General features: G+C 68.0%; 13 protein-coding genes. 6 read left to right on the top strand and 7 right to left on the bottom strand.

Annotation, left to right across the window (positions count from 1 at the left end):
* Nucleotides 1-548 precede the first annotated feature (548 nt).
* The 3 genes from phbB to AB9O74_RS16770 are packed head-to-tail and all read right to left on the bottom strand — an operon-like array spanning nt 549 to nt 3,865.
* Complete coding sequence (gene phbB / locus AB9O74_RS16780) at nt 549-1,289, bottom strand: acetoacetyl-CoA reductase (protein ID WP_088432597.1); 741 nt, start codon at nt 1,287-1,289, stop codon at nt 549-551.
* Nucleotides 1,290-1,314: 25 nt separating this feature from the next.
* Nucleotides 1,315-2,643: a CitMHS family transporter gene (locus AB9O74_RS16775; protein ID WP_176988487.1), complete on the bottom strand. Its 1,329-nt coding sequence runs from the start codon at nt 2,641-2,643 to the stop codon at nt 1,315-1,317.
* A gap of 40 nt (nt 2,644-2,683) precedes the next feature.
* Nucleotides 2,684-3,865, bottom strand: coding sequence for an OprO/OprP family phosphate-selective porin (locus AB9O74_RS16770; RefSeq protein ID WP_369349972.1), 1,182 nt, complete (start codon nt 3,863-3,865; stop codon nt 2,684-2,686).
* 156 nt (nt 3,866-4,021) lie between these two features.
* On the opposite strand from AB9O74_RS16770, the gene AB9O74_RS16765 reads away from it, so the two are divergent.
* The 4 genes from AB9O74_RS16765 (at nt 4,022) to AB9O74_RS16750 (ending at nt 7,896) form a co-directional block, all read left to right on the top strand.
* The gene (locus AB9O74_RS16765; protein ID WP_346478880.1) at nt 4,022-4,720 is read left to right on the top strand and encodes a response regulator transcription factor; all 699 of its coding nucleotides are present in this window, start codon (nt 4,022-4,024) and stop codon (nt 4,718-4,720) included.
* Nucleotides 4,710-6,092 (top strand): sensor histidine kinase N-terminal domain-containing protein, encoded by a 1,383-nt coding sequence (locus AB9O74_RS16760; RefSeq protein WP_369349971.1) that lies wholly within the window; start codon nt 4,710-4,712, stop codon nt 6,090-6,092. The genes AB9O74_RS16765 and AB9O74_RS16760 overlap by 11 nt, the downstream gene beginning before the upstream one ends.
* Nucleotides 6,089-7,141, top strand: a complete 1,053-nt coding sequence (locus AB9O74_RS16755; protein ID WP_369349970.1) for an ABC transporter substrate-binding protein — start codon at nt 6,089-6,091, stop codon at nt 7,139-7,141. Before AB9O74_RS16760 ends, AB9O74_RS16755 begins: the two co-directional genes overlap by 4 nt.
* A gap of 104 nt (nt 7,142-7,245) precedes the next feature.
* Nucleotides 7,246-7,896 carry a LuxR C-terminal-related transcriptional regulator gene (locus AB9O74_RS16750; RefSeq protein ID WP_369349969.1) on the top strand — a complete coding sequence of 217 codons (651 nt, stop codon included), beginning with the start codon at nt 7,246-7,248 and terminating at the stop codon, nt 7,894-7,896.
* Between the two features lie 10 nt (nt 7,897-7,906).
* Here AB9O74_RS16750 and AB9O74_RS16745 read toward each other — a convergent pair whose 3' ends face one another.
* Complete coding sequence (locus AB9O74_RS16745; protein WP_369349968.1) at nt 7,907-10,552, bottom strand: PAS-domain containing protein; 2,646 nt, start codon at nt 10,550-10,552, stop codon at nt 7,907-7,909.
* A 75-nt stretch (nt 10,553-10,627) separates the two neighbouring features.
* A complete protein-coding gene (locus AB9O74_RS16740; protein ID WP_176988251.1) occupies nt 10,628-11,794 on the bottom strand; it encodes an OprO/OprP family phosphate-selective porin in 1,167 nt (388 codons plus the stop codon).
* Between the two features lie 263 nt (nt 11,795-12,057).
* Here AB9O74_RS16740 and AB9O74_RS16735 point away from each other — a divergent pair, with 263 nt between their 5' ends.
* A complete protein-coding gene (locus AB9O74_RS16735; RefSeq protein WP_176988252.1) occupies nt 12,058-13,407 on the top strand; it encodes a dicarboxylate/amino acid:cation symporter in 1,350 nt (449 codons plus the stop codon).
* A gap of 199 nt (nt 13,408-13,606) precedes the next feature.
* Nucleotides 13,607-15,898: an NADP-dependent malic enzyme gene (locus AB9O74_RS16730; RefSeq protein ID WP_369349967.1), complete on the top strand. Its 2,292-nt coding sequence runs from the start codon at nt 13,607-13,609 to the stop codon at nt 15,896-15,898.
* A 495-nt stretch (nt 15,899-16,393) separates the two neighbouring features.
* Here the strand turns inward: AB9O74_RS16730 and AB9O74_RS16725 are convergent, their stop codons facing one another.
* Together AB9O74_RS16725 and AB9O74_RS16720 are read right to left on the bottom strand one after the other, a co-directional pair.
* Entirely contained in the window at nt 16,394-17,092 is a 699-nt protein-coding gene (locus tag AB9O74_RS16725) for a basic secretory protein-like protein (RefSeq protein ID WP_369349966.1), read from the bottom strand.
* Nucleotides 17,089-20,439: a GH92 family glycosyl hydrolase gene (locus AB9O74_RS16720; protein WP_369349965.1), complete on the bottom strand. Its 3,351-nt coding sequence runs from the start codon at nt 20,437-20,439 to the stop codon at nt 17,089-17,091. The genes AB9O74_RS16725 and AB9O74_RS16720 overlap by 4 nt, the downstream gene beginning before the upstream one ends.
* Nucleotides 20,440-20,756 lie beyond the last annotated feature (317 nt).

Raw genomic sequence — 20,756 nt, 5'->3', positions numbered from 1 at the left:
CCATCCATGGGGGCTCGTGAGCCGCATCCATGCGGCACAACGGTCCCGCCAACCCACACACCCCACGCCTCCGACAGTTGGCTGGTGGCCATGGAGATGAAGAGCCGGTGCCGAGCGGAGCGGATCCGTGGTGGGCTGAACGCTCTAAGCCGAGCAAGCCACGCACGCCAAGCGAGCCTGGCGAAGCAAGCAAGGCTCGCCATCGCAGGCGAGGCAAGCAGGCAAGTCAAAGCAAGCGAAGCCAACCGGCAAACAAGCACGCCAGAGCAACGGCGTCACCAAGAGCCTGCTCTTTCGTTGCGCACCAGCCCCCTGTCAAAGGGTGGGCACGGGTGGGTTGGCGGGACCATGTGTTGCCATGGATGGCAACACATGAGCTTACATGGACGTACTTGCAGCGGGTCCCGCCAACCCACCCGTGGCTACCCAGCACGACGCGAGCCTGCCCACCAGCTTTAAAAAGCTCCAAAAAAAAAGCCGCGACGCCAACCAGCATCGCGGCTCACCCCGTGGGGGAGGTCACGCATCAAACGGGATGCGCAAAAACATCAGAACATGTGCAGACCACCATTCACCGCATAATCCGCACCCGTCACATACGCCGCATCGTCCGACGCCAACCACGCACACAGACTCGCCACCTCCTCCGGCTTGCCCAGACGACGGATCGGCACCGACCCCGCCAGGCGATCCAGCACATCCGGCGGAAAACTGCTGATCGACTGACTCGCGATATACCCCGGCGAAATCGTATTGACCGTCACGCCCCGCGTCGCCACCTCATTGGCCAACGCCCGGCTGAACCCGTGCATCGCCGCCTTCGCCGTCGCGAAGTTCACCTGGCCGATCTGGCCCTTGTGCGCACTGACCGAACCGATGTTCACGATCCGGCCCCAGCCGCGCGTGCTCATCCCGTCGATCACCTGCTTGGTGATGTTGAACAGCGCATGCAGATTCGAGCCCATCACCGCGTTCCAGTCGTCCGGACTCATCTGCCGGAACAACACATCGCGGCTGCCGCCGGCGTTGTTGACCAGCACGTCGATCTCGCCGACCTCGGCCTTCACCTTGGCGAAGGCGGCCACCGTCGAGGACCAGTCCGCCGCGTTGCCTTCCGATGCGATGAAATCAAAGCCGAGCTCGCGCTGCTCGCGCAGCCAGGCGGCCTTGCGCGGCGAATTCGGGGCGCAGCCGGCGACCACGGTATGGCCGTTGCGGGCCAGCTTCTGGCAGATGGCAGTGCCGACACTGCCCATGGCGCTGGTGACGTAGGCGATGCGAAGAGTCATGGCGGAACGCTCCTTGGGAGACGGATCAGGACGCAAGCGGGTACAGGCCGAACAGCAGCCCACCGAACATCAGCAACAGCGAGATGGCGATGGCCCACTTCAGGGTGAACTTCTGGTGGTCGGCGAATTCCACCTTGGCCAGACCGACCAGCAGATAGGTCGAGGGCACCAGCGGGCTGAGCAGATGCACCGGCTGGCCGGCCAGCGAGGCGCGCGCCATTTCCACCGGGGTGATGCCGTAGTTGCCGGCGGCCTCGGACAGGATCGGCAGCACGCCGAAGTAGAAGGCATCGTTGGACATGAAGAAGGTGAACGGCATCGAGGCCAGCGCGGTGATCACCGCCAGGTACGGGCCCCAGCTGTCCGGGATGATCGCCAGGAAGCTGTGCGACATCGCCTCCACCATGCCGGTGTTGTTGAGGATGCCGGTGAAGATGCCGGCCGCGAAGATCAGCGACACCACCGACAGCACGTTGCCGGCATGGTTGACCACGCGACGGCGCTGTTCGGCCAGGTTCGGGTAGTTGATCACCAGGGCGATCGCGAAGCCGACCATGAACAGCACCGGCATCGGCAGCACGCCCAGGATCAGTGCGGTCATCAGCGCGATGGTCAGGCCGAGGTTCACCCACAGCAGCTTCGGACGCTTGGTGTCCTCGGCATCTTCCACGGTCGGCAGCGTGTTGCCGTCATCGGAGACGCTGTTGTCCATCCAGCTGCCGCCCTGCGGCAGGGTCACCACGCCCAGGCGACGGCGCTCCTTCATGCCCAGGTACCAGGCCAGCACCAGCACGCCGGCACAGGCGATCACCATCGAGGGGATCAGCGGCACGAACACGTCGGCCGGGTCCACATGCAGTGCGGTGGCGGCGCGGGCGGTCGGGCCGCCCCACGGGGTCAGGTTCATCACGCCGCCGGCGAGGATGGTCACGCAGGTCATGTTCAACGCGTTCATGCCCAGGCGCTGATACAACGGCAGCATCGCCGACACGGTGATCATGTAGGTGGTCGAGCCGTCGCCGTCGAGCGAGATCAGCATCGCCAGGATGGCGGTGCCGAGCACGATCTTCATCGGGTCGCCCTTGACGAAGCGCAGGATGATCCGTACCAGCGGATCGAACAGCCCGGCATCGATCATCACCCCGAAGTACAGGATGGCGAACATCAGCATCACGCCGGTCGGCGCGATCTTCTTGATGCCTTCCAGCATCATGTCGTCGATGCCGGCCGCGAAGCCGCCGATCAGCGCGAACAGGATCGGAATGGTGATGAGGGCGACCAGCGGCGAGAGCCGCTTGCTCATGATCAAGTACATGAATGTAATGACCATGCCAAAGCCGAGGATGCTCAGCATCATCTGCATTCTCCAGAAGCAACGGGGCGGAAAGAGGGGATCAGAAGTCGTACTGCAGGCGGCCGGTCACCGCGCGGGTGCGATCCACGGTGGCGTCGGCCAGGCGGTCGCGGTTGCGGCTTTCGATCAGGTTGAGCATGAAGCGCAGGTTCGGGCGCATGTACCAGTTGCCGCCCAGCGTCCATGCCTCGGTCTGGCCATCGCGCAGATCGGGCTGGCCGATCAGGTGCTGGTCGCCGCGCATCTGGTCATAGCGCAGTGCCAGTTCGAACGCGCCGGCGGTGTGCTGGAAATCCTTGACCCGGCCGAAGCGCCCGGTCTTGCGGTCGTACACGCGCGATTCCCCGGTGACGAACCAGCTGACCAGGCCGTAGCCGGCCAGCACCTTGCCGCGCTGGCTGCCGTCGTCGAAGGTAGCGCCGCTGAATTCGCCCTGCCACGACAGTGGCCCGCGGACCTGGGCGTACTCCAGCGACCACTTGTTGACGTCGGTATCGCGGCCGGCCGAGAAGTCCACCAGGGTCAGGCGGCTGTTGTCGGAGAGGTGACCGGCCGGGCGCGGGCGGATCTTCAGCCCGGGCACGCCATCGGCGCCCGGGTTGTCGTAGCGCTCATGCGCCAGCGACACGCCCAGGTGCAGTACGTCGCCGGCGGTGGCGCCGGGCGCCCAGGTCGCGCGGCCACCGGCGGCACGGCCCTTGACCTGCCACGCATCGATGCTTTCCAGGCTGTAGGCGCTGGCGGCCCAGGTCATGTCGCCGCGTGCGGCCTGCCAGGAGGCCCCGAGGCGATACAGCGGCGCCAGCGTGGTGCCGGCATTGCCGCGCTCCAGGAAGGTGCCGTAGTTGGAACTGGTGCGGTCATCCAGCGAGAAGAACTGCTTGAACTGGCCCACGGTCAGCTTGCCGGCCTCGCCGAAGCTGCGGCTGACGAAGACATCCTTGGCTTCGACACGGTCGCCGGAGAAATCCGCTTCCAGCTTGTAGTCGACGGCAAAGAACTTGCCGGACACGTCAAGCCACGCGCGGCGGATCTCGGTGTCGTCCTTGTTCGGGATGCCGCGGCTGTCGTTGTGGAAATCGGCGAAGTCCAGGTGCAGGCGGCCGCCGAGGCTGGCCGTGACCGGGCGGTCGTCATCGCGGTCGTCGGCGGCCCAGGCCGGCGTGGCCAACAACAGGGTGCAGGCGGCAGGCATGCACCAGCGCAAGGCTTTCAGTTCCATGGACCCTCCCAGGTACCGGATGTTCGGGGGTGACGCGATGGCGCAGCCTAGTGCCGGGATGCTGTCATCCACCTGTCAGCCATTGCTGCGCCGCAGCGAAACGCACGGATGCGGCCGCACGCGCTAGCATTCCCGCACCTTTCCCGATCCCGACCGATGCGCATCCTGCTGGTGGAAGACAACCCGGACCTGGCCGACGCGATCGTCCGTCGCATGCGCCGCAGCGGCCACGCCGTGGACTGGCAGAGCGACGGGCTGGCCGCGGCAAGCGTGCTGCGTTACCAGAGCTTCGATCTGGTCGTGCTCGATATCGGCCTGCCCAAACTGGATGGGCTGCGCGTGCTGGCCGGCATGCGCGAGCGCGGTGACAGCACCCCGGTGCTGATGCTGACCGCGCGCGACGGGATCGAGGACCGCGTGCAGGCGCTGGATGTCGGCGCGGACGATTACCTGGGAAAACCATTCGATTTCCGCGAATTCGAAGCGCGCTGCCGCGTGCTGCTGCGGCGCACCCGGGGCCAGGCCAGCGAGGTGGTGCAGATCGGTGGGTTCCAGTTCGACAACGCCGCGCACCGGGTCAGCCTGGACGGCCAGCCGATCGAGCTGCCCAACCGTGAGTACCGCCTGCTGGAAATCCTGATGGGGCGGCTGGGGCAGGTGGTCGGCAAGGACGAGATCGGCAATGGCCTGTTCGGCTTCGATGACGAGGCCGGGCCCAACGCGATCGAGCTCTATGTCGGCCGCCTGCGCCGCAAGCTGGCAGACGCGCCGCTGCGGATCGTCACTGTGCGTGGCAGCGGCTACCTGCTTGAAGCACATGACGCCACGCCCGATGGCGGCGCCGATGGCGACTGAGGCCCGCGCGCCGACCTCGGTCCGGCGCACGCTGTGGCTGTACCTGGGTGGCCTGATGGCGCTGTTCGCCGTGGCGTTGTTCTTCGGTGCGCGCGACTACGGCCAGCGCGCCGCCAACCGTTCCTACGATCACCTGCTGGTGTCCTCGGCACTGTCGATCATTGATTCGGTGGCGCTGGTGGATGGGCAGTGGCAGGTCGATCTGCCGTACGCCTCGCTGGACCTGCTGGCGATGGCGCCGGAGGACCGCGTGTTCTATCGCGTCTCCGATGCACGCAACCAGACCGTGACCGGCTACGGCGATCTGCCCGCGCCGCCGCGCGCGCCGACCGATCGCCCGCAGTTGTTCGATGCGCCCTACAGCGGGGAGACCGTGCGTTTCGTGGTGGTGTCGCGCCGGGTCTCCTCACCGTCCGCACAGGCCGAAGTGCGCGTGCAGGTGGGGCAGACGCGACGGGCGCGCGAGGCGCTGGCGCAGGACATGGTGACCCGCGCGCTGGTCGCGATCGTGGTGCTCTCGCTGTTGTCGCTGGCGCTGGTCGCGGTCGGCGTGCACCGTGCGCTGCGGCCGCTGGTGCGGGTCGAACGCGAGCTGTCCAGGCGCGAGCCGTCCGACCTGCGGCCACTGGATGCCGCCACGCCGCAGGAGATGGACCAGATGGTCGGCGCGCTCAACCACTTCATGGGCCGGCTTTCGAGCAGCAATGAAACCCTGCGTGCCTTCATGGCCGAGGCCGCGCACCAGATGCGCACCCCCTTGGCGGCACTGCGTGCGCAGGCCCAGCTGGCGCTGGACGATGAAGATCCGGAGGACATGCGCCGCAGCCTGCAGGCGATCGAGCGCAATGCCACCCACATGAGCCGCCTTCTCAACCAGCTGCTCAGCGATGCCAGCGTGATCCATCGCGCCAACCTGCAGCGTTTCGCCCTGGTCGACCTGGCCGAGATCGTGCACCAGGCCCTGCACGAGGCCTTGCCGCAGGCATTGCCCGCACCTCGCGTGCAGCTGGCGGTGACCAGCGATCCGGCGTGGGTCAACGGCGATGCACTGCTGCTGCGCGAAGCGATCAAGAACCTGATTGACAATGCGCTCAAATACGGCGGCGACGGCGTACTGCAGCTGGCGCTGACCACCGATGACAGCCACTGCGTGCTGACCATCGCCGACCACGGCCCGGGCATCGCACCGGCCGACGCCGAACGCGTCTTCGAGCGCTTCGCGCGTGGCGAAGGCGCGGCGGCCGGCGGCGCCGGACTGGGCCTGGCGATCGTCAAGCGCGTGGTCGACAGTCATGGCGGCCACATCGATCTGGCCAACCGTGTCGGTGGCGGGCTGGTCGCCACCATCCGGCTGCCGAGGAGGCACGCATGAAACGCTGGCATGGCCTGTTGATGTTGCTGTTCACCACCACGGTCTTCGCTGATCCGGGCGATGTGCAGCGCTTCCCGGCGCAGGGCGCGCCCACCGCGCAGCTGCGCATCCACGGCTCGACCGACATCGAAGTCTTCGCCACGGTGATCGCCGATTACCAGCGGCTGCACCCCGGCACGGAGATCGTCTACGAAGATGTGATCGCGCAGGAAATGTATGCGCGCTACCTGCGCGACCGCAGTGGCCCGTCCGCGCCGGACATGCTGATCAGCAGCGGCATGGACCTGCAGACCAAGCTGGTCAACGACGGCCATGCGCTGGCGCACCGCTCGGCGCAGACCGATGCGCTGCCCGGCTGGGCACAGTGGCGGCACGAAGCATTCGGGATCAGCTACGAGCCGGTGGCGATGGTCTACAACACCCGCACGCTGCCGGCGGCCCGGGTGCCGCATACGCGCCGGCAGCTGCTGGACCTGCTGCGCGCGCCGGATGCGCCGCTGCTCGGCCGGGTGGGGACCTATGACGCGCAGCGCAGCAGCGTCGGCTATCTGCTGGCGACCCAGGACGGCCAACGCGGCAGCATGGCCGGCGCCCTGCTCGGGGCGCTGGGCGACAACCGGGTGCAGCTGGAGGAGCGCACCGGGGTGCTGCTCGACAAGGTCAGCAGCGGCCAGCTCTCGCTGGTCTACAACGTGCTCGGCTCCTATGCGCAGGCCCGCATCGATGCGGGTGCGCCGCTGGGCATCATCGAGCCGGAGGACTACACGCTGGTGATGCTGCGTACCGCGGTGATTCCGCGTGGTGGCCGGCATCCGGAAGAAGCCCGCCGCTTCCTCGACTATCTGCTGTCACCGCGCGGGCAGCAGGTGCTCTCCCGCGAGGCGCGGCTGATGCCGATCCTGCCGGCCGCGGGCCAGCGCCGTGGCGCGTCGCCGGAACGCAGCTACCGCCCGATCCAGCTCGGCCCGGGCCTGCTGGTGTACCTGGACGGCCTCAAGCGCCGCCAGTTCCTGGAGGCGTGGCGCGGCAGCATGCAGCAGGAGCGGTGAGGCCGCTGGCGGCCTCACCGCTCCTGCTGCCCGCGCATTCCATCTGCGCCGTCAGGAAGCGGCAGTGACGGCCGCTGGCGGTCAACCTCATTACAATCGACGTCATGAGTGACATCACCGTTCTGGTCGCCGACGACCATCCCCTGCTGCGTGCCGCTGTCGTGCATTCGCTGCGCCAGGCGTTGCCGCAGGTCAATGTAATCGAAGTGGCCAGCGCCGCGACGCTGGAAAGCGCACTGGGCCAGCACCCGGAGATCGAGCTGGTCCTGCTGGACCTGACCATGCCCGGCGCACGCGGGTTCTCCTCGCTGCTGCATGTGCGCGGAGCGCACCCGGACATCCCGGTCGTGATCGTCTCGTCCAACGACCACCCGCGCGTGATCCGCCGCGCGCAGCAGTTCGGCGCCGCCGGCTTCATCCCCAAATCGGCGCCCGCCGAGACCATCGGCCAGGCCGTGGCCGCCGTGCTCGACGGCGGCGTGTGGTTCCCGGCAATGGCTGCGGAACGTTCTGAATCCGATGCCCTGCTGGCCGCGCGTCTGGCCCAGCTCACCCCGCAGCAGTTCCGTGTGCTGCTGAGCCTGGCCGACGGCCTGCTCAACAAGCAGATCGCCTACGAGCTGGGCCTGGCCGAAAACACGGTCAAGGTGCACGTCACCGCGATCCTGAAGAAGCTCGAGTGCCACAGCCGCACCCAGGCGGCAGTGCTGGTGAAAGCGCTGGAGCCGGAAGGGGATGCCGGCGCGGGGCTGTAGAGGCACAACGTCAGCTGCGATGCCGCACCAGCAGCTGTGTCATCAACGCCCGCAACGCCGGTGGGCGTACCGGCTTGGACAGGAAGCCCCAGCCATTCTCCATCGCCTGCGCCTTCAACGCATCGTCGCGCTCGGCGGTGACCAGGATCACCGGTGGGCGTGCCTGCCACAGCGTGCACAGCGCTTCGTACAGGTCCGGGCCATGCCACTGGCCCATGCGCACGTCCAGCAGCAGCAACTGCGGCGTGTTGAAGGCCGAGGCGATCTCCAGCGCCGGCTGCGGGCCATCGGCCAGCTCCACCACGCAGCCCCAGCGTTCCAGCAGCGCGCGGGTAGCCGCACATACGCGCGGGTCGTCGTCGATGCTCCATACCCGGCAGCCGCGCAGGGGGCTGTCGTCGCCCGGCTCGGCGTTCGGCACCGGGGCGGCGGCGGGCAGGGGTACGTCGGCGGCGGCGCCCAGCGGTACGTCCACCGCGAACACGCTGCCGCGGCCCAGAGTGGAACGCAGGTGGATGCGGTGCCCCAGCAGGCGGCCGATGCGCTCGACAATCGCCAGGCCCAGCCCGGCGCCGCGCTCCTGGTCCACGCCGTCATCCAGGCGGCGGAACTCTTCGAAGATCTCGCCCTGCAGGCTCTCGGGAATGCCCGGGCCCTGGTCGTGCACTTCGATGCGCAGCTGATCGCCCACGCGCCGGCAGCCAATGAGCACGCGCCCGCGCGGGGTATATCGCAGCGCATTGGAGAGGAAGTTCTGCAGGATGCGGCGCAGCAGGGCTTCGTCGCTCACCACCACCGCGTGGGTGTCCACCCAGTCCAGCTGCAGACCACGGCCTTCGGCGGCAATGCCGAATTCGCGCGCCAGCGTTTCCAGCAGCGGCGACAGTGCGAATGCATGCACGTGGGTCTGCAACGTGCCGGACTCCAGCCGCGAGATGTCCAGCAGGCTGTTGAGGATGGAATCCTGCGCGGCCAGCGCGGCATCGACATGCTCGCTCAACTCCCGCGCATCGCCGCCCAGCTTGCCGCGCAGCACCGAGACGAACATGCGCGCCGCATTGAGCGGCTGCAGCAGGTCGTGCACCGCCGAGGCCACGAACCGTGATTTGTAGCGGTTGGCGCGCTCGGCCTCGCGCCGTGCTTCGTCCAGATCGCGGGTGCGCTCGGCCACGCGATGCTCCAGGGCATCGGCCAGCGAGCGCAGCTCGCGCGCGGTGTTCTTGTAGCTGGTGATGTCTGCGTAGCTGGTCACGAAGCCGCCGTCGGGCAGGGGATTGCCGCGTATTTCCAGCACGGTGCCGTCGTCCTTCTCGCTCTCGCGCATGTGCGGGCGGCCGCTGCGCAGATGGTTGAGGCGACGCTCGATCGCTTCTTCGATCGGCCCGGGCCCGAGCAGGCCACGGCGCGCGTTGAAGCGGAAAATCTCCTCGATCGGTCGCCCGACCTGGATCAGGCCGGACGGAAACCGGAACAGCTCCAGATAGCGCGCGTTCCACGCCACCAGCTTCTGTTCGTTGTCGATCACCACCACGCCCTGCGGCAGGTGCGCCAGGCTGCGGCTGAGACCGCTGTCGGCCTGCTGGGCGGCCTGCAGCACGCCGTCCTGCGCGGTACGCAGCTCCTGTGCATGCTGTTTGAGCACGCTTTCCAGCTCGCGCCGGCTGCGCTGGCGATGGGCGGCCAGGCGCCGCCGCTGCTGGATGAACAACACCAGGAAGCCCAGTGCCAGCCATGCCGCACCGCCTCCGATGGCGGCACTGCGCCCGGCGCTGGTGGCAGCGCCGGCATCGTGCAGCAGGTGCAGGTTCCACTGCTCCTCGGGCAGCGCCAGGGTCTGCCAGAGCATCTCGCCCGGCAGCACCGGATCGAGCAGGTGGACCATGCGGCCGCCATCGTCGAGCACGCTGCCGGTGCGTACCCGCAGCGGTTGCAGTGAGCGGTCGGCGTACTGGCGGCTGTCGAGCATCTCGCTGCGTTCGGCGGCGCCCAGCGGCCGCAGCAGCCGGTAGCGCCAGGCGTCGCGGTTGGCCAGGAACACCACATCGTGCTCGTCGCTGGCCAGCACCACGTCCGGGCTGGTCAGCCATTCCTGCTCCAGCGCGGCCAGTTCGATCTTGATCACCACCACGCCGATGCGCGCGCCGTCTTCCTCGATCGCCTGCGACAGGTAGTAGCCGGGCACGCCGGTGGTCATGCCGATGCCGTAGAACCGGGCGTGGCCGGTGGCCAGCGCCTGGCGGTAGTAGGGACGGTAGCTGTAGTCCTCGCCGACGTTGCTGCTGGCCTGGTCCCAGTTGCTGGCGGCCACGGCCACGCCGTCACGCCCGACCAGGGTCAGGGTGGAGGCGCGGGTGACCTGGTTGGCGCGCTGCAGTTTCAGGTTCAGCCGCTGGCGGGCGGCGGCATCGGGGCGCCGCTGCAGCGCCCCACGCAGGTCCGGGTCCAGCGCCAGCACCTGCGGCAGCGTGCCGAAGCGGTCGACGCGCTGCTGCAGGCCCTGGGCGTACAGCTCCAGCTGGCGCTGCACCTGGCCGCTCTCGGTGGCCAGCGCGCGGCGCCAGGCGTAGTGGCCGGCCGCGGCCGCGCACAGCACGGTGCCGCCGATCATCACCAGCAGGGTCAACAGCAGGGTGCGGTGGCGGCCGAGCCAATACATGGGCGGCAGTCTACGATCGCGCGGCGGGCGTGGTGTGCACGCCCGCCGCGCCGGTTACGGTCGGCGGCGCAGGGCTCAGAAGTGCATCTGCGCGCGCAGTTCGAAGATTTCCGGCTGGCTGCGCACGCCACGACGGCTGGCATCGACCTTGACGTAGTTCGCCTGGAACTTGAAGTGCGAGGTCAGGTACCAGTTGGCGCCGAGGGTCCAATCGTGCTGGCGGCCGCCGAACACATCGGCGTCATCCAGATCGATGCGGCTGTAGCGGGTGACCAGTTCGACCGCACCGTAGTCGTGGGCCGGCTTGACGTTGGCCACGGCGCCGGCGTTGTACGGGCGCGATTCCCCGGTGAGGATCCAGCTGGCCATCGCGTACTGGCCGTTGCCGGTGTAATCCGGCTTGCCGTCACGGCTGACCGTGGTCTGCAGCGCTTCGCCCTGCAGCGAGAACGGGCCGCGGATCCAGATGCCTTCCAGGCCGGTGCGCACGATCTTGTCGGCGGTGGTCAGCGCACCGGAGTCGACCAGGCGGATGTCGGTCAGGCCGGCTTCCGGGCGTGCGCGCAGGCGGGCGCTGGCCGGGTGCGAGACATCCCGGCCATCGCGGTATCCGCGCGGGTTTTCCTGCGAATAGGCCAGGCCCAGGTGGATCACGTCGCCTGCGGCCTTGACCGGGGTCCACACGGCACGCACGGCCTGGGTGGTGCCGGGGTTGTCGCCCTGCAGGTCCTTGCCGCCATAGGCGCCGGCCTGCAGCAGGTACTGCGGACGCTCCAACACCCATTCGGCACCGGTGCGGCGGCCTTCGTAGAACGCCTGCACGGGCAGGGCGGTCTCCAGGAAGCTGCCGGCGCGCGAGGAGGTGCCCGCGTCCAGGCCGACCGGGGTCTTCATGTAGCCGAAGCGGAAGCGGCCGATATCGCTGCCGAAGAAGGCCTTGCTTTCGAAGCGGACGAACACGTCCAGCCAGGTGTCTGCCTGGAAGTCGTAATAGACCATGGCGTCGTACACGCCCTTCTTCTTCAGGGTGGCGCCGAATTCCTTGCGGCGCACGGCGTCGGCGTCTTCGATGCCGCTGTTGCCGGAGAAGTCGTTGAGGTCGTAGGCGATGTTGGCAGTCGCTGCCAGCTCGGTACCGTCACTGAAGGTGGTCTTGGTCGGCCAGTTGTCCCAGTCGGCCGCGGTGGCGGCGAGCGGGGCGGTGGTCAGGGCCAGGGCGATGAACAGGGGCGTAGGGCGCATGGGCGGTAGCTGCTAGATAAGGGTGGGGCAGAACAACAACGGCCGCGGACGGCAAATCTGAGGGGCTGTCGCCCCCTGATCCGCCGCTGGGCCACCCGCCGCCGTGGGGGCGCGGTGCCGGGCCAGTGTAGGCAGTCCGGCCAGCTGAACCGGGGGGCTAGTACCAATAGGTTATCTGCGTTGGCGAGATGCGGGCGTAAAAAGGCCACGCCAGATGCCGCCCAGCGCGGCCGGCATCCATCGTGACACTGCCGGAGCTTCCCATGCACGTTCCCACCACCGCCCCGCTGGCGGCCAAGCCGCTGCCGTTCTACCGCCAACTGTATTTCCAGGTGGTGGTGGCGATCGTCCTCGGTGCCATCCTCGGCCATTACGAGCCGGCCTTCGCCGAATCGCTCAAGCCGCTCGGCGACGCCTTCATCAAGCTGGTGAAGATGATCATCGCCCCGGTGATCTTCCTGACCATCGTCACCGGCATCGCCGGCATGACCCACCTGCGCACCGTGGGCCGGGTGTTCGCCAAGTCGATGGCCTACTTCCTGTTCTTCTCCACGCTGGCCCTGGTGGTCGGCATGGTGGTGGCGCACGTGGTGCAGCCGGGCGCGGGCATGAACATCAACCCGGCCGACCTGGACCAGACCGCGGTCAACGGCTACGTGCAGAAATCGCATGAGCTGACCCTGGTCGGCTTCGCGATGGACATCATCCCGGCCACCCTGGTCAGTGCATTCGTCGAGGGCAACATCCTGCAGGTGCTGTTCGTGGCGGTGCTGTTCGGCATCGCGCTGGCCCTGACCGGCGAGAAGGGCCGCCCGGTGCTGACCTTCCTGGAGGCGCTGACCGCGCCGGTGTTCCGCCTGGTCCACCTCCTGATGAAGGCCGCCCCGATCGGTGCGTTCGGCGCGATCGCCTTCACCATCGGCAAGTACGGAGTGGGCTCGCTGGTCAACCTGGCCTGGCTGGTCGGCTCGTTCTACCTGACCGCCTTCCTGTTCGTGGCGGTGATCCTGGGCGTGGTCTGCCGCCTGTGCGGGTTCTCGGTGTTCAAGCTGGCCCGCTACCTCAAGGCCGAGCTGCTGCTGGTGCTGGGCACCTCGTCCTCCGAATCGGCGCTGCCCTCGCTGATGGAGAAGATGGAAAAGGCCGGCTGCAGCAAGTCCGTAGTGGGCCTGGTGGTCCCGACCGGCTACTCGTTCAACCTGGATGGCACCAACATCTACATGACCCTGGCGGCGCTGTTCATCGCCCAGGCGACCAATACCGAGCTGACGCTGGGCCACCAGATCGCCCTGCTGCTGGTGGCGATGCTCAGCTCCAAGGGCGCCGCCGGCGTCACCGGGGCCGGCTTCATCACCCTGGCCGCGACCCTGGCCGTGGTGCCGGAAGTGCCGGTGGCCGGCATGGCACTGATCCTGGGCGTGGACCGCTTCATGAGCGAATGCCGCTCGCTGACCAACTTCATCGGCAATGCCGTGGCCACCGTGGTGGTCTCGCGCTGGGAAAACGCGCTGGATCGCGACCGCCTGGCGATGGTGCTGGACGGCCGCGAAGCCGAGCTGCCGCCACTGGTGGTCGACGAGCTGCCGTCGAGCCTGCCGGCCCCGGCGCACTGAGCCCGATGGCCTGATTGTGTGGTGCATGGTCGTGCCGTTCCTGCCGGGGCGGGACGGCCATGTTTTGTTTTGAAGGCCTGGTGCGCGGTGCTGGATTATGTGCGGTTGCAGCATGACCGCGACAGCGTAGCGACAGGTCCGTCCACGCCAACGGGGGTATGATCCCCTGTTCCTCTCGCCCATTCATCTGCAGAAAGCGATGTCCAACGAAGATTTCAAACAGGCAGCCCTCGACTATCACCGGCTCTCGCCGCCCGGCAAGATCAAGGTCACCGCGACCAAGCCGATGTTGACCCAGCGCGATCTGTCGTTGGCGTACTCCCCGGGCGTCGCACACGCCTGCGAGGCGATCATGGCCGACCCGCAACAGGCCAGTGAACTGACCGCCCGCGGCAACCTGGTCGCCGTGATCTCCAACGGCACCGCCGTGCTGGGCCTGGGCAACATCGGCCCGCTGGCCGGCAAGCCGGTGATGGAAGGCAAGGGCGTGCTGTTCCAGAAGTTCGCCGGCATCGATGTGTTCGACATCGAGATCGATGAGAACGACCCGGACAAGCTGGTCGACATCATCGCCTCGCTGGAGCCGACCTTCGGTGGCATCAACCTGGAAGACATCAAGGCGCCGGAATGCTTCATCGTGGAGCGCAAGCTGCGCGAGCGGATGAACATCCCGGTGTTCCATGACGACCAGCACGGCACCGCGATCATCGTCGGCGCGGCCGTGCTCAACGCCATGCTGGTCACCGGCAAGAACATCGAAGACGTGAAGCTTGCCACCACCGGCATGGGCGCGGCGGGTATTTCCTGCGTCAACATGCTGGTCTCGCTGGGCCTGAAGAAAGAGAACATCCTCGCCTTCGACCGCGACGGCGTGATCCACACCGGCCGCACCGACCTGGACCCGGAGAAGGCGCGTTACGCGCGTGATACCGACAAGCGCACGCTGGCCGAGATCGTCGATGGTGCGGACATCTTCCTGGGCCTGTCGGCCCCGGGCATCCTGACCGCGGACATGGTCAAGACCATGGCCAAGGATCCGGTGATCTTCGCGCTGGCCAACCCGACGCCGGAGATCATGCCGGAAGTGGCCCGTTCGGTCCGCCCGGACGCGCTGATCGGTACCGGTCGTTCGGACTACCCGAACCAGATCAACAACGTGCTGTGCTTCCCGTACCTGTTCCGTGGTGCGCTGGACGTCGGCGCGACCGCGATCAACGAAGAAATGAAGATCGCCTGCGTGCACGCGATCGCCGCGATGGCGCGCCGCGAGGCCAGCGACCTGGGCTCGGCCTATGGCGATGAGACCCCGAGCTTCGGCCGTGATTACCTGATTCCGCGTCCGTTCGACCGCCGCCTGCTGGTGGAGCTGTCGGCCGCCGTGGCGCAGGCCGCGATGGATTCCGGCGTGGCCACCCGTCCGGTCGCCGACATGGGCGCGTACCGCGAGAAGCTGGCCCAGTTCGTCTACCGCACCAGCCTGATGATGAAGCCGGTCTACGATCGCGCGCGTTCGGACAAGCAGCGCGTGGTGTACGCCGAAGGCGAGGAAGAAGTGGTGCTGCGCGCGGTGCAGAACGTGGTCGACGAGGGCCTGGCGCAGCCGATCCTGATCGGCCGCCCGGACGTGATCGAATCGCGTGTCGAGCGCCTGGGCCTGCGCATGAAGGCCGGTGTCGACTTCGACATCACCAACATCAACGACGACCCGCGCTTCAACGAGTACTGGCAGTACTACCACAACCTCACCGGCCGTCGCGGCGTGACCGTGGCCGCCGCCAAGAACCTGATGCGCTCGCGCCCGACGCTGATCGCGGCGGTGATGGTGGCGCGCGGCGAAGCCGACGCCATGCTGACCGGCGTGGTCGGCCGCTTCCACAAGAAGCTCGGCTACGTGCGCAGCGTGCTGCCGCTGGAAGCCAAGGTGACCTCCACCTCGGCGATGACCGGCGTGATCAACCAGCAGGGCGTGTTCTTCTTCGTGGATACCCACGTGCAGGAAGATCCGACCGCCGAGCAGATCACCGAAGCCACGCTGCAGGCGGCGTACCGCATGAAGCTGTTCGGCATCGAACCGAAGGTGGCGCTGCTGTCGCACTCCAACTTCGGCAGCCACGACTCCAAGGACGCGCTGAAGATGCGGGCGGTCCGCGAGATGCTGCTCAAGCGCAACCCGCGCTTGAACGTGGATGGCGAGATGCAGGGCGATACCGCATGGGATGAAGCCCTGCGCCAGAAGCTGCTGCCCAACAGCACGCTCAAGGGCCGCGCCAACCTGTTCGTGCTGCCCAACCTGGAAGCGGCCAACATCGCCTACAACCTGGTGCGCGTGTTCACCGACGGCGTGGCGATCGGTCCGATCCTGATGGGCGTGGCCAAGCCGGTGCACATCCTGACCACCAGCGCGACCTCGCGCCGCGTGCTCAACATGACCGCCATCGCGGCCGTGGATGCGCAGATCCGCAAGCAACTGGAGGCGGAGAAGAACGCGTAAGGCGTTCTTTCCCCCTCTCAGTTGCCAGAACGCGCCCTTCGGGGCGCGTTCTCGTTTCGCGCAGCGAAACGGGTAGCTGCCGACCGTTGGTCGGCAGGCCTCAGTGAAAGGAGCCGACGCGACGGTCCCTTTTTTGCCTTTGCCGTGCGGCCGTTGTGGCACCTGCATCTGCCACACGCGCGCCGCGCAGCCGTCACCCTCCTGCAACCTCCCAAGCGCCCAATACCCCCACGCGGCCCGGCCGTGGTGGCGCTCCGGTGGGAGCGTCGCCACCCTGGGCCCGACCAGATCCTCCACGGTCAGCCACGGGAACGGTGTCATGCGCCATCGACGAACCAAGCGGTATTTCCAACAGCTGTTCGCGCTCTACGCGGGGTTGGTGGACGCGCGCTGAAGACCGTACCGACCCACGGCCGGTACCTGCCATCGCCCCGATGGCACCGGTAGTGCCGGCCGCTGGCCGGCTCCTCCCGGATGCCGGCCCACCACCTGCAATCAGCGTGCCCGCACGTACTGTTCCCACAACGCCGGCAACGACACGCCGCTGAGCGTTTCCCACAGCGCCGGCGTATAGCGCCCCTCGCGCAGGGCGCCATCAAGCGCCTTCACCAGCCCGGGATGCTGCGCCTCGCTCCAGGCCAGGAACGCACCGGTCACCCGATAGCCGGTATCGAAGTTCTGGTCCGGCTTGACCTGCGTCGGCAGCGCCCATCCCGCCCCGGCGTTGTCCTTGCCGTAGCGGTCGCGGGCGTAATCGGCGATGCCTTCGACCAGCCAACCCGGCACGCGCGCATTGGCGTATTCCGGGTAGCCCTGCACGATGTGCATCGCCTCGTGGGTGACCAGATCGATGTCGCCCGGGTGCGTGTGCAACCAGGCCGGGTTGATCGTGATCGTCGCCGCCTGCGCCTTCTCACCGACAAAGGCGATGCCGTCGTACGCCGGATCGATGACGATGCCGACCTGCGTCGGCGCGGCCGGATGGAAGTCGGCACGTTCGCGCAGATACGCGCCGAAGAAGGTCTCGATGATGCGCTCGCGCACCGGCGCAGCCAGCGCATCGCTGGCGTCGCGGTAGTGCAGGATCACGCCGTCGCGGGTCTGCGTGGTTTCGAACGCATGCACATCGGCGACCCCGGCGGTGACGAGCAGGGCGGCCAGCAGGCCACGGGTGATCGGCAGGGCGGTCCTCATCGTGCCGGCACCGGCGCGAGCAGCTCGACTTCCGCCAGTTGCAGGCGCCCCGGTGCACCGATGCGCAGCCGGTACTCGGCGTAGCGTCCCGGCTGGGCGATGCGGAACGGGCGGGTCTGCATCGCCCACGCGAACGCCTCGCCGCGGCGCTGGTCGACCTGCATCCAGCGGCCACCGGCGGTGCGCGCCTCCAGGGTCCATTCACCGCCACGGATGGGGCCATTGCCGCTGGTCAGCGTGTACATCGACGGCGTGCCCGCGGCGACGTTGCTGAAGGTGATCGTGCTCGAGCCGCCCAACGGCAGTGCCGTGGCGGCATCGTCATCGATCAGTGCCTCCGCCGCGCGACCATCGCCGAGCTGGGCGGTGGCCCCGCTGCCCAGCAGATCATGCAGCAGGGCCGGCTGCTGGCCGCGCGCGGTGAGCGAGCGCGGCGCATCGTCGGGACCGGTGCCCCAACGCGAGGGTTCCGGGCCCATGACGAAGTCCAGCGTGGCGCCCTTGGCGAGCAGGTCGTGCGGCAGCCAGGTCCTGGTCCACGGCGTACCGTTGACCTTCAGCGACTGCACGTAGATGTTGCGGTCCGAGTTCTCCGGTGCGTTCACGGTCAACACCGCGCCGCCCTGCAGCTCGACGCGGGCGTGGCGGAACAGCGGCGAACCGATCACGTACTCCGGCGCGCCCATGCGCAGCGGGTAGATACCCAGCGAGGCGAACAGATACCACGCCGAGGTCTCGCCGTTATCCTCATCGCCGGGGTAGCCCTGGCCGATCTCGCTGCCCAGGTACAGGCGCGACAGGATCTCGCGCACATGCTGCTGGGTCTTCCACGGCTGCCCGGCATACAGGTACATCCACGGGATGTGGTGCGCCGGCTGGTTGCTGTGCGCGTACATGCCCATGCGCACATCGCGTGCTTCGGTCATTTCATGGATGGTGCCGCCGTAGGAGCCGGAGAACGCGGCATCGGCGGTTTCCGGCGTGGCGAAGAACGTGTCCAGCTTGGCCGCCAGCTGATCGCGGCCGCCGTACAGCGCCGCCAGGCCTTCGCCGTCGTGCGCGGCGGTGAAAGCGAACGTCCAGCCGTTCGATTCGGTGTAGTCATGGCCCCACACGCGCGGGTCGTAGTCCTTGGCCGCCAACCGCCAGCTGCCATCCGGCTTGCGGCCCTGGAAGAAACCGGCGGCGGGATCGAACAGCGTGGCATAGGTGCCGGCGCGGTGACGGAAGTAATCCGCCTCGGTCGCATAGCGCTCGCGCGCGGCCGGTGTATCGGCCTGTTTGGCCAGCGCCTCGGCCATGTTGGCCACGCCGAAATCGTTGAGCGCGCCTTCCATCGTCCACGACATGCCTTCATGCACATCGGCGGTGGCGTAGCCGCGGAACGTGGAGCGGTCCATGCCCTTGCGCCCGACATGGCGATCGGGCGGGACCACGGTCGCGTTCTTCAGCGCGGCCGCATAGGCCTCCTGCGCGTCGAAGCCGCCGATGCCCTTCAACCACGCATCGGCGAAGGCCACGTCCGAACTGGTGCCCACCATCAGGTCGGCATAGCCGGGCGAAGACCAGCGGGCCACCCAGCCGCCGGCGCGGTACTGCTCCAGGAAGCCCTGCACCAGTGCGCCGGCATCGTCCCTGGTGAACAGTGCGTAGGCCGGCCAGGTGGTGCGGAAGGTATCCCAGAAGCCGTTGTTGACGTAGACCTTGCCATCGCGCACCGGCGCGAAGCTGCGCGTGGCGCTGCCATCGGTGTTCTCATCCGAGGCGCTGGCCTGGCTGGCGTAGCGCCAGTCCGGCGCGGCCGCGGTACCGGCGTTCTCGTGCCCGGAGTTGGGGTAGAGGTAGAGGCGGTACAGGTTGGAGTACAGGGTGGTTTTCTGGTCGTCGGTGGCATCGCCCACGTCGAAGCGGGCCAGACGCTGGTCCCAGGCATCCTGGGCGCGCGCCGCCACGCGATCCACATCGTCGGCGGCGGCCAGTTCCAGCGCGAGGTTGTGGCGGGCCTGCTCGACCGAGATCAGCGAGGTGGCGATGCGCATGGCGACGCGGCGGTCGGTGCCGGCGTCGAACTTGATGTAGCCGGTCGGGCGGCCGGTCTTCACCGTCCCGCTGCTGCGCCACGGGCGGTCGAAGCTGGCCACCACGTACATGCGGGTGGCGCCGGTGGACAGGCCGCTGCGCGTGTCGGTGTAGCCGGAGAGCGTCTGCGTCGCCGCATCGAGGGTCAGCCCGCCGCGCGCGTCGACGTTGTCGAACAGCAGGTTGGCATCACCGCCTTCGGGGAACTCGAAGCGGAAGATCGCGGCGTGGTCGGTCGGTGCGATCGCGGCGGCGATGCCGTTGTCGAAGCGCACGTCATAGCGGTACGGGCGGGCGTGCTCGTTGTCGCGGGAAAACGTGAGGGCGCGTTTGCTGCGGCCGGCCTCGGGCACGCCCCGGCTCGCCGACGGCATCACCTGGAAGGTCTGGCGGTCGCCCATCCACGGACTGGGCTGGTGGCTCAGCGCCAGCGCCTGCAGGCGAGGGCGGTTGGCGGCATCGTTCTGTTCATTCCAGCGGTACAGCCAGGTCAGCGAGCCGGCATCGGTCACCGGCGTCCAGAAATTGAAGCCGTGCGGCACGGCCGTGGCCGGGAAGTTGTTGCCGCGCGAGAAGGTACCGTTGGCCTGCGTGCCGCGGGTGGTCAGCACCCAGTCCGAGGGCCGCTGTGGCGTGCTGCGCGGCTGCGCTTCCAGGCGGACATCGTCGATCCAGCCGGCCACCGGTGCGCCGTCGGCGCTGGCGACCTCCAGCTCCAGCGCGACCACGCGGCGACCGCGCAGGGCCGGGACATCGCCCAGACGGACGGCTTTGCGTGCCCATTGCTGCGGGTACAGCGTCTTCGAGTCGCCCTGTGCCCGCGCACCCAGCGCAACGCCGTGGTGGTCGCGCGCGGCACTGGCCGAGACGCGGGTGCCGTCATCGAGCACCAGGTCGAGCGAGACGTAGGTGGAGGCCACGGTGTCCTTGCCGACGATCTCGGGCAGCACCAGCCAGGAGAGGGTGGTATCGGCGTCGATGGTCAGGTCGGTCTGGAACAGCGCGCGCCGCGCCGCGCCACCGGCGCTGGCGTAGTGCAGCGCGTGCAGCCCGCTGTAACCGACGCCGGGCTTGGCGGCGTAGGGGGAGGTGGGGCCATTGCCGATCCGCACCTGCAGCGCGCCGTCGCTGGCGGCCGGAGCCGGTTGGCCCGGCTCGAAGGAGGTCTGCAGGCCCTGCGCGGCGGCCGGCAGGGCGATCGATGCGCAGGCCAGCGCCAGGGCGAGGGGAAGGGCGCGGCGGGCGGGGCGCAGGTCGGACAGGGTCATGCAAGGGTCTCCCGGGAAGGGCAGGCGGCAGGCAGGACCCGCATCGATGGCCACGGCGGACGGCGTCGCCCCAGCCATCGGCAGACGGCAGGAAAGAGGCGATGCATGTCCGGTGGGGGTCGGGCAGGCGATCGGGTCGATGATCGGTACCCGACTGATCCTGCATCACGACAACTGGCCCTGACAAGTGCAATTAGTTCGATCTAAATCCGGCAAATTCGTTTCATATCGAATTGTTGACAATGCATTTGGATCGATTTAAAAACAGCGGTGGTCCGTGTCGACGCTGCGTCCGGTCCTGCACCGTGGCATGCCGC

Source organism: Stenotrophomonas sp. JAG2, from assembly GCF_041080745.1.
Classification (GTDB): domain Bacteria; phylum Pseudomonadota; class Gammaproteobacteria; order Xanthomonadales; family Xanthomonadaceae; genus Stenotrophomonas; species Stenotrophomonas maltophilia_AA.
The sequence above is the reverse complement of the archived record's forward strand: the minus strand, read 5'-3'. Positions and strand labels throughout refer to the sequence as shown.

Excerpts from the sequence above, each read along its gene's own strand:
- phbB (WP_088432597.1), bottom strand. The coding sequence starts at position 1,289 with ATGACTCTTCGCATCGCCTACGTCACCAGCGCCATGGGCAGTGTCGGC.
- AB9O74_RS16775 (WP_176988487.1), bottom strand. The coding sequence starts at position 2,643 with ATGCTGAGCATCCTCGGCTTTGGCATGGTCATTACATTCATGTACTTG.
- AB9O74_RS16770 (WP_369349972.1), bottom strand. The coding sequence starts at position 3,865 with ATGGAACTGAAAGCCTTGCGCTGGTGCATGCCTGCCGCCTGCACCCTG.
- AB9O74_RS16765 (WP_346478880.1), top strand. The coding sequence starts at position 4,022 with ATGCGCATCCTGCTGGTGGAAGACAACCCGGACCTGGCCGACGCGATC.
- AB9O74_RS16760 (WP_369349971.1), top strand. The coding sequence starts at position 4,710 with ATGGCGACTGAGGCCCGCGCGCCGACCTCGGTCCGGCGCACGCTGTGG.
- AB9O74_RS16755 (WP_369349970.1), top strand. The coding sequence starts at position 6,089 with ATGAAACGCTGGCATGGCCTGTTGATGTTGCTGTTCACCACCACGGTC.
- AB9O74_RS16750 (WP_369349969.1), top strand. The coding sequence starts at position 7,246 with ATGAGTGACATCACCGTTCTGGTCGCCGACGACCATCCCCTGCTGCGT.
- AB9O74_RS16745 (WP_369349968.1), bottom strand. The coding sequence starts at position 10,552 with ATGTATTGGCTCGGCCGCCACCGCACCCTGCTGTTGACCCTGCTGGTG.
- AB9O74_RS16740 (WP_176988251.1), bottom strand. The coding sequence starts at position 11,794 with ATGCGCCCTACGCCCCTGTTCATCGCCCTGGCCCTGACCACCGCCCCG.
- AB9O74_RS16735 (WP_176988252.1), top strand. The coding sequence starts at position 12,058 with ATGCACGTTCCCACCACCGCCCCGCTGGCGGCCAAGCCGCTGCCGTTC.
- AB9O74_RS16730 (WP_369349967.1), top strand. The coding sequence starts at position 13,607 with ATGTCCAACGAAGATTTCAAACAGGCAGCCCTCGACTATCACCGGCTC.
- AB9O74_RS16725 (WP_369349966.1), bottom strand. The coding sequence starts at position 17,092 with ATGAGGACCGCCCTGCCGATCACCCGTGGCCTGCTGGCCGCCCTGCTC.
- AB9O74_RS16720 (WP_369349965.1), bottom strand. The coding sequence starts at position 20,439 with ATGACCCTGTCCGACCTGCGCCCCGCCCGCCGCGCCCTTCCCCTCGCC.